Genomic DNA, 16,260 nt, shown 5'->3' on the forward strand with positions numbered 1-16,260 from the left:
GCGGCGAACGAGACGACAGGCGACGCGAAGACCGCGACGACGAACGCCGAGAGCAACGAAGCGAAGACCGCGGCAGCGACCGCCGCGAGGAGCGCCCCGCACGCGGCAGTTCGCGAGACGGCGCACCACGTCGCAGGTCCGAAGGGGGCGCACGCCGCCGCGAGGAGTCGCGCGGGCAGGCGAGCGAGCGCCTGAGGACGAGGCCCACCAAGCCGACCCCGCCCACCCCGCCCTCGCCGGGCCCCGGAGAGGGCCCGGGCGGTCGCCGGGGCGAGCCCAGGGAGAAGGCGGCCTCGGACCGTTAGGGCGAAGTCGTCGAGAGCATCCGGTACCTGCGGGCGAAAGGCAGCGAGATGGCGGGCAGCAGCAACGGGCAGGAGAAGGAGTCGGGTTCGGGCCTCGCCCGGCTCCGCAAGGCGGTCGTCGAGCATGCGGAGGCGCGCGCCGAGAAGCTGGTGAAGGCGGTGGAGCAGAAGGTCACGGACCTGACCCGGGACCTCACGGAGAAGGCGGGCGAGGACAGCCCCGTCGCCCGCGCCGGCTCGCGGATGCTCGGCGGCGAGTCACCGGCGAAGGCGGCCGCCTCGGAGGGCGGCAAGCAGTTGGGGCAGGCCAAGGACAAGACCACGGGTGCGGTCGTCGGCAAAGCGAAGGACGCCATGGGCAAGGGTGGTTCGTCGGAGGAAGCAAGCGGAAAGATCGGCGACAAGAAGGTCACGACGATCATCGAGACGCTCGACATCGGTCTGCCGATCCGCGTCTGCTACGACCGCTGGACGGAGTTCGAGGAGTTCAGCAGCTTCATGAAGGGCGTCACCGACGCCTCCAAGGAGGACGACGACGTCACCTCGAACTGGAAGCTCAAGGTGGGCCCGTCGAACCGCAGTTGGAAGGCGACGGTCCAGGAGCAGATCCCCGACGAGCGCATCTCCTGGACGACCGAGGGCGACAGGGCGACGACCCAGGGCGTCATCAGTTTCCACGAACTCGCGCCCGACCTCACCCGCATCGTGGTCGTCATGGAGTACACGCCCTCCGGCTTCCTGGAGAAGACCGCCAACTTCTGGCGTGCACAGGGCCGCAGGGTCCGCCTCGACCTCAAGCACTTCCAGCGCTACGTCACCATCGGCGCCGAGGAGGACACGGAGGGCTGGCGCGGCGAGATCCGCGACGGCGAGGTCGTCCGCAGCCACGAAGACGCCCTCTCGGAGGAGAAGGGCGAGGGCGGCGACGGGGACGGCGAGGGCCGGAGCCAGGACCGGGACGAGGACGACGACCGGGACGACGAGCGGCAAGGCAACGACGACCGCGAGAGGGAAAGCCGCGGGAGTCGGTGACCTTCTCCGCCCGCAAGGGGGTCACGGGCGTCGCGGCCCGACCCCGACGGTCGGGCGCGGCACCGGCCCGCCGCTCGCCACGTCGCTCCCGGTGACCGCGGGCACCCACGCCCCGACCGCCTCCGACACGGCGGACGACCACTCCCCACCGGCCGGCGTCGCAGTCGCCACCGCTTGTCAGAGGCGGCGGATAGGTTGCCTCCATGAACACAGGCCGCGGCACCAACCCCCGACTCGACGCGCTCCGCGCCGAGTTGAACGACGCCACGCGGGCCTCGGCCCGCAAGGCGGTCCGGGAGCTCGTACCGCTCATGGACGACGCGGAAGCGGTCGCGCTCGCCGCCGCGTACGAGCCCACGGCGGGCCTCGCCTCCGAGACTCTGCTGCGCCTGTGGTCGCAGTCCCCCGATCCGGACGTGTTCTCCGCCGTCCTGCTCGCCCCCGCCTTCGCACGCGAGGGCCGGGAGGAGCTGCGGCTGAGCCGGTGCGCCTCGCTCGTCGGGCTGCGGCACCTCACCATGCTCCGGAGGCTGGAGCTCCGCTCGAAGAAGGTCACCGACATCACCGAGATCGGCGCACTGACCGGTCTCACCGATCTCGATCTGGAGGGCTGCTCGAAGATCGAGGACGCGGCCCCGCTGAGCGCCCTCGCCGGACTCGTGCACCTCAACCTCGTCCAGTGCCGTTTCGTGACGGACACGAAGGCGCTCCTCCCCCTGCACCGGCTGCGCACGTTGGACCTCAGCCTGAGCGGGGCGACTTCCGTCGAGGGTTTCGGCTCGGCGTTCCCCGCGCTCGAGACGCTGAACCTCGCGGGCTGCCGCGGCCTGCAGAGCGTCGAGGGGCTGTCGGGCCTACGGCAGCTCACCAGGCTCGATCTCGCCCGGACACCGATCGCCGACCTGGCAGGGCTGGGCGACCTCCCCTCCGTCACCCACCTCGACGTGACCAAGTGCACGCAGCTACGCAGCCTGCACGGCGTCGAAGGAATGACGGAGCTGCACCGGCTGGAGATGACGGAGTGCTCCCGGCTGGAGACCTTGAGCGGCTTGGGAGCCCATCCCCACCTGAACCTGCTCTGGATCAGGGGATGCACATCGCTGCGGAACCTGGAGGGGCTCGCCCCGCTCACCGGGCTGAAGCTGCTCCACGTCGAACGGTGCCACCGGCTCACCACCCTCGCCGGAATCGGAACACGTTCCTTGGAGCGGCTCTCGCTCTCCACCTGCGACGCGCTCCAGGACTTCTCGGAGCTGTCGGCGCTCACCTCGGTCGACTTCCTGACGCTCAACCAGCTACCCGAGGTCGACGACCTCGCACCGCTCGACGTCGTGCCGCGGTTGAAGCACCTGTCCCTCGGACGCCTCCCCGGGCTGACCGGGCTCGAAAGTCTGGGAGACCACGCGGAGTTGCACCGGATCGACGTGGGCGTCTGCGACAACCTGCGCTCCCTCGGCACGCTCACCGACCTCCCCGCACTGCGCACGCTCCGCCTGAAGTCCCTGCCGAGCCTCACCGACCTGGGAGACCTCAGCGGGCTGACGAACCTGCACACGTTCGAGCTCTCCGACAGCAGCATCGAGACGCTCGACGGTGTCGCCGGCACACCCGTCGAGAAGGCCGAGTTCCTCAGACTGCCGAACGTTGCGTCCCTGCGCCCTCTGGACAAGTGCCCCCAGTTGCGCGACCTCAAGGTCGAGGGCTGCGCTCTCGTCGAGGACCTGCCGGCCGCGCCGCTCACCAGACTCACCCTCGGCTACCTGAAGTGGAAGGACCTCTCCCCTCTCACCGATCTCACCGGCCTCGACCACCTCAGCATCAACGGCGGCCCGCCGCTCACCGACCTCGGCGCTCTCGGCACCCTCCCCTCCCTCAGAGACCTGAAGTTGTCGCAGCTCCGCCAGGCGCAGAACATCGAGGCGCTGCTCAACGCACCGGCTCTGGAAAAGCTGTCCGTAAGGGGCAGCGTCGGCCACGACGGGGACAGGTTCGGGATCGTGGCGGACCGGCTCCGGAAGCGCGGGGTCGAGGTCACCGTCGTATGAGGGCGCCGCAGGTTCCCGGCGCACGGCACCTCGACTCCTGGGCGGCGGAGGGCGGTTCGCCGCCGGGCCTTGCGGCGGGCCCGGCGCCCGGCCGCGACCCGGCCGCTCCCGGACTCGACGGCGGTGAGGATGCGGACGCAGCGGAGGGTGGTCGCGCGGGTCGACTTCGAGTCCTGCGTCCAGGTGCCGCTGGGCGAAGCGGGCCACGTCCGCCCTGGTGGGCACGAGTGGGGGCGAAATGGCTGAGTCCCGCGCTGGAGGGCGGTGGCGCGGCAGCCCCGGCCCTCGTGCAGGTCGACCAACACCCCTCCCTCCACGCCCAGTTGCACTCGCTGCGTTTGGCGCTCCAGGAGGCCTGCGACCCGTGTGCAGGAGCGCACGTTGCCTGCCAGGTCGGCCACCGTCAGCGCGACCGGTCCGAGGGTGAGTGTCGGGTCCATCCGATAGTCGGCCATTGCCGACCTTTCATCCGTGCTGCGGCTCTCCGGGTGGCGGGGGTGCGGCCGGCCCCGCTCGCGCGCGAGGCGCAGCTCTTCGCCGACGCGCGGAGCGGGCTGGACACCGGGCCGGCAGACGAGGCCGTGCGCGAGGTGCTTCAGGAAGCAGCCGGGAGTGGGCTGTTGCGGGTCCGGGCGAGAAGATTGCTCCAGGACAGGAGCTGGTCGAGCATCGCTGTGAGAGCGGGGCCCTGGTGATCGCCGGGGGTGAACGTGGCACCGAAGTCGGCGAAGTCGGTGCGCAGGTCCAAGGTGACGGTCGCGGAGACGTCCGCGAGCTGCAGGGCACCCAGGACCGGGCGCAGGGCTTCGACGGCGCGCACGCCGCCGTCGAAGCCGTAGGAGACAAGGCCGACGGCCTTGTTGTTCCACTCGGCGTAGACGCGGTCCAGAGCGTTCTTCAGAACGCCGGGGAAGGAGTGGTTGTACTCGGGTGTGACGAGCACGTAGCCGTCGTAGGCGGCGACGGTCGTGGCCCACTGCCGGGTGTGGGGGTGGGTGTAGCGGCCCATGGCAGGCGGGAACGGTTCGTCGATCTGCGGCAGGTCGACCTCGGCGAGGTCGATCAGGTCGTAGTCGGCGTCGCCACGCTTTTGGGCCTGCTCCAGAACCCACTGTGCGACGCGTTCGCCGGCACGTCCGGTGCGTGCGCTGCCGAGAATGATCGCGATCTTCGTCATCGTGCCTCCTGTGTGGAAAAAACGGGTGGCTCTCCGCTCTGGGCGCCGATCGGTCCGCGACCGTGCGTGATCAATCGTTCGCCGACAACAACTCCGACGTCGGCCGGCGGAAGGGGAGCCCGGGTGGCAGGGGTTCAGTGGCCGGTGGACTGGGTTCGGTGGGCGAGGAAGGAGTCGAGAAGCGCGAAGACCCTCTCGGGCTTCTCGCGGAGGGGCAAGTGTCCGGCGCCGGGGACGAGTTCGAACCGTGCATGGGGGAATCCCGCGGCGTAGGCGCGGCCGAATTCGGGGGTGACGACTGTGTCGTCGGCGCCCCAGAGCACCAGTACCGGGCAGGTGACGGTGGAAAGGCGGGGCAGCATGCCGGCGTCCGCCATGGCCGGCCCGGCGTAGGCGCGCATGGCGGCCATCGGCTCTGCGGGCGGTCCGCCCCGCGGCGCCGGAGCCGGTGGCCCGGTGGGCACGGTGATCTGCCGGCCGGGTATGACGGGGCCGATGGCGTCCATGAGGACGAGTCGGGAGATCCGGCTTTCGCGGTCGTCGAGAACGGTCCGGGTGGCGACCCAGCCGCCGAAGGACGTGCCGATCACCGTCACGTCGTTCAGCCCGAGGTGGCCGAGCAGGTCCAGGTAGCAAGCGGCGAGCGCGGGCACGGAGTCGAGATCGTCAGGCCGTACGGTGCCGTCCCAGCCGGGATGGGTGGGCGCCAACACCCTGTGATCCGGCGCGAGATGGTCGATCAGGACCGCAACGCTGGACGGGCCGGGGCCGCCGTGCAGGACGAGGACCGGGCTGCCGCCCTTGCCGGCCTCGCGCAGTTCGAGGTCCAGGCCGGGCCGTAGCGGGAAGGTGCACCCAAGGGGCATCGTCAAGGGTCCTCCAGGCTGAGGAAGCGAGGGCCGTGCGAGCGGGCTTCAGTGGGCTGCCGGGCCCGAGGTGAACAACGCGACCATCTCCTCCAGGCCCCGCTCGCCGAACATGGTGTCCAGATTGGCGGCGGACTCGGTGGCGGACGCCTCGCTGCGCGGGAAGAGAGCCTCCTCGTACGCGGCCAGGGCGGCTTCGGTGTCGCCGGGGTGTGCGGCGATGGCCAGGGCGAGTTCGGCGCCGTCGAGCATGGCGAGGTTGGCGCCCTCTCCCGCGAAGGGGGACATCAGGTGGGCGGCGTCACCGAGCAGCGTCACGCCCGCAGTCCGGTCCCAGCGATGCCCCACGGGCAGGGCGTGAATACGGCGCGGGGTGAGCGTCTCCGCGTCGGCGACCAGGCCGCGCAGGCCGTCGTCCCAACCCTCGAAGTGGGCGAGGACGGCGGCTTTGGCGGCGGCGTGGTCGGTGAAGTCGACCGTGTCCGGCCAGCCCTCGTCGACCTTGAGCGCCGTGTAGACGTGGAGACTGCCGTCGCTCTCCCGGTGCGCGAGGAATCCGCGTTCGTCCCCCAGCGCGATGAAGAACCCGCCGCCGACGACCGCGGCGCTGCGCGGGTGGCGGGTGTCGGCGTCGAACAGGTCGCTCTCGGCGAAGGAGACGCCGGTGTAGGCGGGCTCGGCGGCCGAGACCAGCGGCCGAATCCGGGACCAGGCGCCGTCCGCGCCGATCAGGAGATCGGTGGTGAGGGCGGAGCCGTCGGCGAACGTCACCTCGTGGCGCCCGTCGCCCAGCGCCCGGGCCCCGGTGACCTTGCGGTCCCAGTGGATCGTGCCGTCGGGCAGGGAGTTGAGCAGCAGGTCCCGGAGGTCGCCGCGGTCCGCCTCCGGCCGGTCGCCGGAGCCGTCGTCTTCCTCGGCCACGTGCACGGTGCCGTCCGGGCCGAGCAGGCGCATGGCCTCACCGCCCTCGTGGACGATCTCGAGGAAGCCGTCGTGGAGGCCGGCGGCGTGCAGGGCCTTCTGCCCGCTGTCCTCGTGGATGTCGAGCATCCCGCCCTGCGTACGGGCCGTCGCTGACGCCTCCCTCTCGAAGATCGCCGACTCGATGCCGTTGACGTGCAGGACGCGGGCGGCGATCAGGCCGCCAAGACCTGCGCCGATGATCGCGATCGGGGGATGGCTGGTGCTCATGGGGCCTCCGAAAGCTGTAGGGGAACACCTCGGTGCGCCGAGTCATCACCGGCGACGCCGCGAGGCTCCTTGCGGGGGCCGCGCGGCGCGGAGGCAAGGGATACCTCATTCACTCCGCCCACGGTAACGAACATGTTCGTTGCGAACAAGTTCGATCGTCCGCTTTCGCCCCCGAGGCCCCGGGAGGATCAGTCCGCTGCGCCCGGGACAGGCGTGTGCACGATGCCGTTGACGAGGACGTCGAAGCTCCAGCGGAGCCTGTCCGACACCGAGCCGCCGACCAGGGCGGGCATGTGCGCGTTGATCGCCGGCTGCGTGGCCGGGTCCGCGGCGTGCAGCGCACGCACCATGGCGTCCCAGTCGTCCTCAAAGGCGGAATCGTCCTCGCGCGTCGACTGCTCGGCGGCGGTGGCTGTCGCGTCCTGGAGCAGCTTGTCCAACCCCCAGGCGACCTGCTCGCGACCGGCGCCGCTCCGGGAGAGGAGATCGAGGATGCGCTCCACCAGGCGCAGATAGTTCTCGCCGGTCGGGCGGGCGACGAGCGCGGCCCGCGCGAGCTGCGGGTGCTCGAAGAGCACCCGGGTGTACGACGTCACGACGGCACGAAGCTGCTCACGCCACCCCTCACCACCGTCCCGCCCGGTCAGGTCGACCTCGCCGAGCAGGGAATCCAGCACGGCTGCGTGCAGCTCGGCGGTGTTGGCGACGTAGACGTACAACGACGCCGGTCCGGTGTCCAACTCCTGCGCCAGGCGGCGCATCGTGACCTTCCCCAGCCCCTCCGCCCGCAAGATCCGCACGGCGGTGTCCACGATCCAGCGCCGGGACAGGGCGGGCTTCGCCGGACGCTCCCGGCGGCTGAGCGGCTCTCTTCTCGCAGTCATGACCCGATCGTAAGGAACATGTTCGCGGTGGCCGGCGCCTGAGACCGGGCTCCTTCGACGATCGCGGCCGGTCCCTACGACCGCGTAATCCGGTCGCGCAGCCAGGAGTTGGCGCCGCCGAGCGCCGTCCTGGCCATCGCCGTGGGGTGGCCCGTGAAGCCGTGGGGCGACTCGGGGTAGACCCGGAGCTCGACGTCATTGCCGGCCGCCGACAACCGGCCTGCCAGCGCGAGGTTGTCTTCCAGCAGTACGTCCGCGCCTCCGACGATCAGCAGCGTCGGCGGTAGCCCGCGAAGGTCGGCGTAGAGGGGAGAGATGTCGGGATCGGTGCGGTCTTCCACGTGGCCCACGTACGCCTGGAGGAAGTATTCGTCCGCGATGCGGCGACCGGCCGGGGTGCGCGCGCTCAAGTCGTAGGTCCCGAATTGGAGTGCCGCGCCGGTGAATCGGCCGACGGCACCTCTGTCTCTCAGCCGGAGCAGGGTCGCCAGGGCGAGCGTGGCTCCTGCGGAGCTCCCGCCGATCGCCAATCGGGACGTTCCGAAGCGGGCTTCGGCTTCTGCGACGAGCCAGAGTGCCGCCGCTTCGCAGTCGTCGGGTGCCGCCGGCCAGGGGTGCTCAGGGGCCAGCCGGTAGTCGACGCCGACAACGGCGATGTGCAGGGCGTCCGCGAGCTCGCGGTTGCGCATGTCGCCGTGCGCTGCGGAGTCCATGTAGAAGCCGCCGCCGTGTATGTCCAGGTGGACGCCCCGCGGCGGACCGTGGGCAGGAGTGAAGATCCGGACAGGGACGCGCGCTTCCGCGGCTTCGATCGTCTCTTCGACGGCAGGCGGATCGGCGGCAGCGGGTGCGGACCTCTTCGCTCGGGCTCGCTTGAGTTCCTCCAGCGTGCCGGGGCCACGGCCTGCCGTCCTCGACCTGTAGAAGTCGTGAGCTTCATCGATCTGCTCCGCGGGCACGTCAGCGAAGAGCGCGTCCAATGCGAACCGCACGCGTCCTCCTCGTCACCCGTGACTCAACTCCACGCTATCGCTGACCGGCGGCCGCCGATTCCGCCACGGGACGGCCCGCTGCCGAGCGGGCCGGCGGTGTCCCCCTTGGCCGTGTGCAGGGCGATGGCCCATCCACTCCGCGACGGCGTCGCACCTCCGCGGAGAAGACGTACATGCCCGCGGCTGGGTCGGCGATGGGGATGCCGGTCTTCGCGGGCGAGTCGGGCGTCCCCATGACGGGGGCGAGGCCGGTCTGCCCCGTACGCGCGCTTGTCGTGGTAAGGGCCCGAGCTGCCGTACCCGGACATGGCGACCCGTGATCAACTCCCGGTGATGCTCGGAGAGTTCATCGGCGCCGAACCCCGGCCTCGCGACCGCGCCCGCCGCCCGGAGGAAGACGTCGGCACCGCCGACGCGCCCGCACCGGCTCGCGTCGGCCGGCGCCTCGGTCGGCGAACCGCCGTGCACCGCACGGTGGTTCACCGGGGCGGAACCGCCACACCGACGGCCGGCGGTTACGCCCCCGACCGCTGCGGACACCCGGCTACGGAACAGCCGGTTCCCGGCAGACGTTGAGCCGGCGACGCCACCGCACTCCTGGAGCTTCCGTGTCCCACCCCCTCCCCGTCCGCCCGGCCACCCCGCAGGACATCCCGCAGGCCGTCGAGACGCTCACCGACGCCTTCGCCGACTACCCGTTCACCCGGCACACCGTCTCGGCCGACGGCCACCGGGAGCGCGTGGGCCGCCTCCAGGAACTCTTCCTCGTACGCGTCGGCATGGCGTGCGGCCGCGTGTGGGTCGCGGAAGGCGGCGCCGCCGTCGCCGCGTGGACGACGCCGGAACGGGACGCCCTCCCGGCGCTCGCCGAAGTCGCCCCGCTCGCCGTCGAGTTGGCCGGGGACCGCGCCGGCGCCGCGGAGGCGGCCGAAGCCGCACTGGCACCGCACCGGCCGACGGAGCCGACGTGGTTCCTCGCCACAGTCGGCGTCGCACCCGCGGCGCAGGCACGCGGCCTCGGCTCGGCCGTCCTCGCCCCCGGCCTGGAAGCGGCCGACAGAGCCGGGGACGCCGCCTTCCTGGAGACGTCGAGCGAGGCGAACCTCCGCTTCTACGGACGCCTCGGCTTCGCCGTCACGGCGGAGGTCGAGCTCCCGGAGGGCGGGCCGCTCACCTGGTGCATGCGGCGGGAGCCGAACCCGGGCTGAGGCCAGCGCTTCCGACGGGGCGCGCACCCGGTGCAGCCGTGGCACACGCACTCGGACAACCACCAACCCGTCGCCCGGCGTTGGCCCTACCGGCGCCGGTGGTCCGCCCGCTCCGCCGCGTCAACGATGTTCCGCGCCATTCCGCCGAAGACGGCACCGTGGAAGGGCCACACCGCCCACCAGTACGCGTGCCCCGCCAGCCCGTGCGGGTGGAAGACGGCCTGCTGCGCGTAGACGGTCTGCCCCGACCGGTCCTGTGCGACCCGGAGTTCGAGCCAGGCGAGCCCCGGCACCCGCATCTCCGCACGGAGGCGGAGCAGCCGCCCGGCATCGACCTCCTCGACGCGCCAGAAGTCGAGCGAGTCGCCGACGCGCAGGCGCTCCGGGTCCCGACGCCCGCGGCGCAGCCCGACGCCGCCCACGAGCCGGTCGAGGAAACCGCGCACCGACCAGGCGAGCGGGAAGGAGTACCAGCCGTTCTCCCCGCCGACACCCTCGATCACCTGCCACAGCGCGGCACTCGAGGCAGAAGTGCGGCGCGCCCGCCGGTCCGTGTAGAGGCTGCCGCCGGACCAACCGGGGTCGCTGGGGAGCGGGTCGCTGGGCGCGCCCGGCGTCGACGCCGACGACCAGCGCGTCGCCACGTCGGCCTCCCGCACCCGGCGCAGGGCGAGTTCGACGGAGTGCACGAAGCCGATGCGGCCGCCCGGCGGGTCCGGCACGTACCGCGCGATGTCGTGCTCCTCGCAGACGACCGGGTGGCGCAGCGACTCCGTGAGCGGCTTGGCGATGCTCGCGGGCACGGGCGTGACGAGCCCGACCCAGTAGCTGGAGAGCTTCGGCGTCAGCACGGGAACGGGCACGATCACCCTCCGCGGCAGCCTCGCGACCTCGGCGTACCCCTGCATCATCTCCCGATAGGTGAGGATATCGGGCCCGCCGACGTCGAACGCCCGGCTGACGTCGGGCGGCAGCAGGGCGCATCCCACCAGGTAGCGCAACACGTCCCGCACCGCGATCGGCTGCACCCGGACGCCGACCCAGTTGGGCGTGACCATCACAGGCAACCGCTCCGTGAGATACCGCAGCATCTCGAACGAGGCGGACCCGGACCCGATGACAACCGCCGCCCGCAGCACCGCAGTCGGCACGCCCGACCGGAGAAGCCGGCGCCCGACCTCGGCCCGCGACCGCAGATGCGGCGACAGCACCGACTCGGGGACGCCCGCAGGGGTGAGCCCTCCGAGGTACACGATCCGCCCGACGCCGGCGAGACGAGCCGCCTCCCCGAAGGCACGGGCCGCCCGGCGGTCCGTCTCCTCGAAGTCGCTCCCCGACCCGAGCGCGTGCACCAGGTAGTACGCGACGTCGACCCCCTCCAACGCCCGCTCCACGTCCCCCCGTTCGGTGACGTCCCCCTGCGCCGTCTCCACCTGCTCCGCCCACGGCTGATCCCGCAGCTTCCGCGGCGTACGCACCAGGCACCGCACGGCGTACCCGGCCCGCAACAACTCGGGCACGAGCCGTCCCCCGACGTACCCGCTCGCCCCGGTCACCAGGCACAGGGGGCGCGCTTTTTCGGTCTGGGCCATGCGTGGATGCCTTCCGCCGCCTGTCGGCACGACACACCCTGCCGCGCGTCCGGGAGCTTATGTGCGCCGCAGTATCGAGGCGCCGCGGCGGGGCCGTCCTGGTGCGGGGTTGCCACATCCGGCCGAGCCGAGCGGACAGTGCCGTGACGGGAAGCGACCGTCCTGCGGCGCATGCGTCCCTCCAGCCGCGTGGGAGAGCGACAGTGCTGGCCGGCGCCCGCGCTGCGTGACCAGCCGCGGCGCACGCGGATGGCCGAGTCGCGTCCTGGCGACCACCACACGCCACCTGCTGCTGTTGTAGCGCCGCACGCCGCAGGCTTGCGAGCGGCTTTCGGAGGTGGGCATGGGGACGTCGCGGGCATGGCGGGGACCGCGAGGTGCGTCGAAAACTTGCGACCGGCGCCGATGGGAGCTAGCACGAGACAGTTTCAAGCGGGCAGCTTCGCAGCACCCTTGCCCATCCGACAGTTTGGTGGCTGCGGCACAACTGAACATCGACACACTGCACCAAACACTCCGCAAGAACCGAAACGAGTTCGGTCTTTTGAGTGTGACGGTGGAGGCCGGGGAGAGGCTCACGAGGGCTGTCACCGTGGGGCAGCCGATCCCTGCCGAACCGAAGGAGGTGGCGCAGTTCATCGCGGCCGTCGGCGGTACCGGCGGCACCCTCGCGGACGCGGCGGTACGCCGCGCGGCACACTCCTCAGCGAACCGGCTCCTGGCAAGGTACGTTTCGGAAACCGGCAGCAGTCGCGGTGTCTTCTCCGGCGAATTATTCTGCTACCTCTACCGGCTGTTCTTTGGCGACGTAGTAGCCGAGTTCCTCCGCATGGCTGTCGCCGAGCAGATCAGCTTGGCACTACCTATCCCCCTCATGTTCGGAGCCGAGGAGGAGTTCACCGAGAGCGTGTCCGGAAAGATCGTGGACCTGCTTCCCGATCCGTGCGCAGAGGCCCGGCACGCCGAGGAAGCGGCACAGAAAACGCAGGATGCCGTCGAATTCTTCGGTGACCCGGAAGGCCAACTCGCCGACTCCCTCACGGAGCGCGCGGAAAAACTCGTCCCGCAGACGGCCCTCCGGGCATTGGGGTTGGCCGACCCCAACGAGCCGAAGATCGACACGGCTCTCTAGGTGAGGAAACGAGAATGAGTGGTGCGTACGCGCGTTTCGTGTGGCTCACACATCCGAACGATTCCCCACCGCACGGCGGGGATTGGCGACCCATAGGTGACAACGACTTCGCCGAACGTGAGTCACGGGAACCGGACCGGCGCCCTTATCTGGGCTCGCCTCCGGAATGGGCACGCGATCTCCAGCGTGTGGCACGTGCCGTCTTCGCCGTCGACAAACGCGCTATCCGCGAAAAGACATACGACGAGTGGACGAGGCACCTGCATCTCCGCGTGCCTGTCTCGGCTCCGGACCATTGGGCGGCAGTCCGCCCGGTCCTCACCTCCCTCCTCTCCACGACGACAGGGGATGCGTGGGAGCTCGAATTCACCCGCTCAGGACCGGGACCAGCCATACCGCAGCGTCTCCCCATCGCGCCTGCACGCTGCCCCGAAGTAGCGCTCTTCTCCGGCGGTCTGGATTCCTTCAGCTGGGCATGGCAACGCACCGTCGCGCCTTCCGCACTTCCTCTGCACCTCGTGATGTTCGAAGAGCAACGCGTGACCAATGAGCAGAACCATCTACTCGAATGCATGGGGAATCGGCCCAGGAAGCCGGTCCTCCAGGACACGCAGAGCCAGACGGTACACCGCGTTCGCGGGTGCGGCAGCGAGTACTCGACACGCTCCCGGGGGCTGCTCTACCTGGCGACTGCCGTCCACGCCGCCGCGGCCGAATCGGCGAATGTGGTGCGCGTACCGGAAAACGGGCAGCTCGCACTCAACCCCCCACTCACCGCGTCGCGTACCGGTTCCCTCTCGACCCGCTCAGTGCATCCGTGGACGCTCCATCAGCTGAACCGGCTCATCGAGGAAATAGCCGAAGGCGAGCAACCGGTCCGCGTCGAGAACCCTTTCGCCATGATGACCAAGGCCGAGGTATGCCGCGCGGCGGCATCGGCTGGGCAACAGTTGCAGGAGTCGACTGTCAGTTGCGGCGCCTCGCCTCGGCGACGCCTCGGCTCGAGCAATGCGGCGCACTGCGGCGCCTGCTTCCCCTGCCTGGTCCGCCGATCCAGCCTGCTGCACACGTTCGGTGACGATCGAACCGAGTACCTGACCGACCCCTGGAGAAACGGAATCGAGAGTGGGACGGAGCACTGGTCGGCTCTCCGCCGATGGCTCGACAGGGAGTTCACCGAAGTCGACCTCGTGACTGACACTCCGCTACCGCCTGACGCCGACGCTGCCGCGCTGACGGGCGTAGTCGAGAAAGGCCGGAACGAACTGCGGCAGTTCGTGGAGTGGGCTCAGGCCGGGGAGGTGCGTCCTGGTCAGGGATGAAGCGCCACCTCCGCCCACACCGTCTTCCCCGGCCCCACCCGCCCGCACACGCCCCACCGAGCCGCGAGCGCCTCCACGAGGAACAGCCCCCGCCCGTCCTCCGTTTCCGGGCCCGGGGTGCGGGGCGAGGGAAGGGACTCGTGGGTATCGCTCACCTCGAGGCGGACGACGCCCGCCGACTTCTGCCAGGACAGCCGGAGTTCGAAGTCGCGTCCCGGTACGCGGCCGTGGACGGCTGCGTTGGTGGTGAGTTCGGCGACGAGGAGGACGGCGTTCTCGGAGAGCGGTGAGTCGTAGGCGATTCCCCAGGTGTCGAGCTGCCAGGCGGTCAGATGGCGGGCGAGTCTGGCGCCGCGGGGGGTGGCGGAGAATTTCTGGACGAACACCCTTGCGGTGTTGAGGGGTTGGGGTTGCGAACGGTGCATGGGACCAGAATTCGGCCGTCCACCGTAGCCGCTACAGGCCCGAGAGGAATACAGATCGCGCTGTATCTCCGACTCAGTGGACCGGGCTGATCGCCGAGGGTGACCATGGGTGGTCCAAGCGGATCGCACAGTGCACGGAAGGCGGACGACGATGGCGTCGGACGACGGCCCCACCACACAGCCCGGTGAACCCCAACTCTCGGACAGTCTGCGGACGTTCGGGGCCGTCCTCAGAGCCCTGCGCGACGAAGCGGGCCTGACGCGCGAGGAATTCGGCCCGCTCGTCGGGTACTCGGCGCCGTACATCGCCAAGATCGAGCAGGGGAAGCGGTACCCGCCGAGCGACCTTCCCGTGCGAGCGGAGGAGGCTCTGGGGCAGCTCGCCGTCAAGGTACTTGAGGCTGCGGGGAGGAGCCTGCGTCGGCGGCCCGGGTTGGCTTCCTGGTTCCAGCACTGGGCGTCACTTGAGGAGGACGCCGTCAGCCTGTACGCATACGAGTGCCGCGTGCTTCCCGGACTGCTGCAACCGGAGCCCTATGCCCGACGCATCTTTGAGCGGCGTCTGCCGCCGTTGAGCGACACCCAGGTTGAACGTCAAATTACCGCTCGGCTGAAGCGACAGAAGCTCATGGAAGAACGCCAGAATACTCTTTTCAGCTTCGTGATCGAGCAGGCAGTTCTCGAACGCCACATGGGTGGGCCGCAGATCACGGCGGACGCGATCGATCATCTTCTGTCCCTCGGCACAAGGGCGAACGTGGAGATCCAACTGATGCCTCTACAACAGGAGGACCACGCGGGGTATGACGGTCAAATGTACATCGCTGAAACGCCGACCCACGACTGGATCGGCTATACGGAAGGCCACCGCTCCAGCAATCTGATCACTGCTCCGCAAGAGGTCAGCGCTCTACTCCAACGCTATGGGAAGCTGCGGGCACAGGCCATGGACCACCGGGCCACCGTGAGCCTTCTGGAAGAGATGCGAGGAGCGCTGTGAGTACCAGAACCCACGAGGAGTGGCGCAAGAGCAGCTACAGCGGCAGTGACGGCGACAACTGCGTAGAAGTGACCGCGCCGCCTGTGCCCCGTGTACGCGTAAGAGATTCGAAGAACGTCAAGCGACTCCCCCTCCAGGTCTCCCGGCATGCCTGGGCGGCTTTCACCACCCACCTCAGGGCAGCGTGTACGGCTGATGATCCCGGCTCCGGGTAGCGGAGGCCGCCCTCAACCACCCTCAACTGGGGAGCAGTTGACGAAAGGAAGCTACGTGCATCCGGAGGCTCTAGCGCAGTGTGGTGTCCGTCAGCCTGCTGCTCACGCTTCAGTGAATGCACACCGGAGTGGGATTGTCACAGGTTGTGGCTAGCCTGGATGTCGCCTGGCTCGTATCGAAAGAAGGGCTCACCATGACTGTGATGCTGGAACGACGAAGCTCCACCGAAGAGCCCCGTAAGCGCATACGGCCCTGGAGCGGCTCTGCCAGCTTCCAGGAGCTGTGCCGGACGTTGCTGGAGATGAAGGTGCCGGACGGTTACAGGACGGAGATTATCGGGGGGAACATCGTCATGTCGCCGTTCCAGCGCGGCTACTACCACTTCGCCATGGAGCACCTGGAGGAGCAACTCCGACCGCATCTGCCGAAGGGCCACACGGTGGGCAGCCGCCCGTTCCTCTTCGCCTTCCCCGAGCAGGACCGGGTGTACGGCCCCGATACATACGTCGTGGACCGCGAGGTTTTCCGTACAGCCGACCGCCTGCTGGACGGTGCCTCGCTGGCGCTCGTCGCGGAGTTGACCTCTCCCTCCACCGCAGGAACCGACTGGGGAGACAAGCTCCGCGTCTACGGGCACGCGGGCGTACCCGTCCACCTCGTTCTCCACGCCGCGGACGCGACGGCGACGGTCTTCTGGCAGCCGACGCCCGAGGGCTACGCCGAGCGGAGCACCGTGCCCTACGGGGAGAAGCTGCACATCCCCGCACCGTTCGACTTCGAGCTCGACACCGCGGAGTTCGGCGAACTCCCGGAGGCAGCACCGGAGTCGGGATAGCCCGGCAGCCACGGAACGCGCACAGAACAGGCCCGGCA

16 protein-coding genes are annotated in these 16,260 nt (G+C 70.0%); 9 read left to right on the forward strand and 7 right to left on the reverse strand.

Translation table 11 applies throughout. The features are described from left to right. The 3 genes from UWG_RS33925 to UWG_RS0128285 all read left to right on the forward strand — a co-directional run. On the forward strand, window positions 1-195 hold a 195-nt coding region (locus tag UWG_RS33925), incomplete at its 5' end, for a hypothetical protein (protein ID WP_033196426.1). A 158-nt stretch (window positions 196-353) separates the two neighbouring features. Continuing rightward, the gene (locus UWG_RS0128280) at window positions 354-1,337 is read left to right on the forward strand and encodes an SRPBCC family protein (RefSeq protein WP_016910561.1); all 984 of its coding nucleotides are present in this window, start codon (window positions 354-356) and stop codon (window positions 1,335-1,337) included. Window positions 1,338-1,540: 203 nt separating this feature from the next. After that, window positions 1,541-3,382, forward strand: coding sequence for a leucine-rich repeat domain-containing protein (locus UWG_RS0128285; protein ID WP_016910562.1), 1,842 nt, complete (start codon window positions 1,541-1,543; stop codon window positions 3,380-3,382). 595 nt (window positions 3,383-3,977) lie between these two features. Here the strand turns inward: UWG_RS0128285 and UWG_RS0128290 are convergent. The 5 genes from UWG_RS0128290 to UWG_RS0128310 all read right to left on the reverse strand — a co-directional run bounded on the left by UWG_RS0128290 (window position 3,978) and on the right by UWG_RS0128310 (window position 8,492). Continuing rightward, a complete protein-coding gene (locus UWG_RS0128290) occupies window positions 3,978-4,559 on the reverse strand; it encodes an NADPH-dependent FMN reductase (RefSeq protein WP_016910563.1) in 582 nt (193 codons plus the stop codon). A 134-nt stretch (window positions 4,560-4,693) separates the two neighbouring features. Beyond that, a complete protein-coding gene (locus UWG_RS0128295; protein WP_016910564.1) occupies window positions 4,694-5,425 on the reverse strand; it encodes an alpha/beta fold hydrolase in 732 nt (243 codons plus the stop codon). A 48-nt stretch (window positions 5,426-5,473) separates the two neighbouring features. Next, window positions 5,474-6,616 carry an FAD-dependent oxidoreductase gene (locus UWG_RS0128300; RefSeq protein ID WP_016910565.1) on the reverse strand — a complete coding sequence of 381 codons (1,143 nt, stop codon included), beginning with the start codon at window positions 6,614-6,616 and terminating at the stop codon, window positions 5,474-5,476. Window positions 6,617-6,804: 188 nt separating this feature from the next. Further along, window positions 6,805-7,500, reverse strand: a complete 696-nt coding sequence (locus UWG_RS0128305; RefSeq protein WP_029391852.1) for a TetR/AcrR family transcriptional regulator — start codon at window positions 7,498-7,500, stop codon at window positions 6,805-6,807. A gap of 74 nt (window positions 7,501-7,574) precedes the next feature. After that, the gene (locus UWG_RS0128310) at window positions 7,575-8,492 is read right to left on the reverse strand and encodes an alpha/beta hydrolase (RefSeq protein ID WP_016910567.1); all 918 of its coding nucleotides are present in this window, start codon (window positions 8,490-8,492) and stop codon (window positions 7,575-7,577) included. Between the two features lie 608 nt (window positions 8,493-9,100). On the opposite strand from UWG_RS0128310, the gene UWG_RS0128315 reads away from it, so the two are divergent. Further along, entirely contained in the window at window positions 9,101-9,700 is a 600-nt protein-coding gene (locus UWG_RS0128315) for a GNAT family N-acetyltransferase (RefSeq protein WP_016910568.1), read from the forward strand. Window positions 9,701-9,786: 86 nt separating this feature from the next. Here UWG_RS0128315 and UWG_RS0128320 read toward each other — a convergent pair whose 3' ends face one another. Next, window positions 9,787-11,292, reverse strand: a complete 1,506-nt coding sequence (locus UWG_RS0128320; RefSeq protein ID WP_016910569.1) for an SDR family oxidoreductase — start codon at window positions 11,290-11,292, stop codon at window positions 9,787-9,789. Between the two features lie 472 nt (window positions 11,293-11,764). Here UWG_RS0128320 and UWG_RS0128325 point away from each other — a divergent pair, with 472 nt between their 5' ends. After that, window positions 11,765-12,424 (forward strand): hypothetical protein, encoded by a 660-nt coding sequence (locus UWG_RS0128325; protein ID WP_157838610.1) that lies wholly within the window; start codon window positions 11,765-11,767, stop codon window positions 12,422-12,424. 539 nt (window positions 12,425-12,963) lie between these two features. Beyond that, window positions 12,964-13,746, forward strand: a complete 783-nt coding sequence (locus UWG_RS33250) for a 7-cyano-7-deazaguanine synthase (protein WP_016910572.1) — start codon at window positions 12,964-12,966, stop codon at window positions 13,744-13,746. Here the strand turns inward: UWG_RS33250 and UWG_RS0128340 are convergent. Continuing rightward, the gene (locus UWG_RS0128340) at window positions 13,737-14,171 is read right to left on the reverse strand and encodes an ATP-binding protein (protein WP_016910573.1); all 435 of its coding nucleotides are present in this window, start codon (window positions 14,169-14,171) and stop codon (window positions 13,737-13,739) included. The genes UWG_RS33250 and UWG_RS0128340 overlap by 10 nt on opposite strands. Before the next feature lie 151 nt (window positions 14,172-14,322). Between UWG_RS0128340 and UWG_RS0128345 the strand changes: the two genes are divergently transcribed. From UWG_RS0128345 to UWG_RS0128350, 3 genes are all read left to right on the forward strand, one after another. Beyond that, window positions 14,323-15,171 carry a helix-turn-helix domain-containing protein gene (locus UWG_RS0128345; protein ID WP_016910574.1) on the forward strand — a complete coding sequence of 283 codons (849 nt, stop codon included), beginning with the start codon at window positions 14,323-14,325 and terminating at the stop codon, window positions 15,169-15,171. Next, window positions 15,168-15,386, forward strand: a complete 219-nt coding sequence (locus UWG_RS32480; protein ID WP_078495763.1) for a DUF397 domain-containing protein — start codon at window positions 15,168-15,170, stop codon at window positions 15,384-15,386. Before UWG_RS0128345 ends, UWG_RS32480 begins: the two co-directional genes overlap by 4 nt. Window positions 15,387-15,580: 194 nt before the next feature. After that, window positions 15,581-16,222, forward strand: a complete 642-nt coding sequence (locus tag UWG_RS0128350; protein ID WP_029391853.1) for a Uma2 family endonuclease — start codon at window positions 15,581-15,583, stop codon at window positions 16,220-16,222. The last annotated feature ends 38 nt before the right edge of the window (window positions 16,223-16,260 follow it).

Origin of the sequence: Streptomyces xiaopingdaonensis (assembly GCF_000262345.1) — a bacterium.
Classification (GTDB): domain Bacteria; phylum Actinomycetota; class Actinomycetes; order Streptomycetales; family Streptomycetaceae; genus Streptomyces; species Streptomyces xiaopingdaonensis.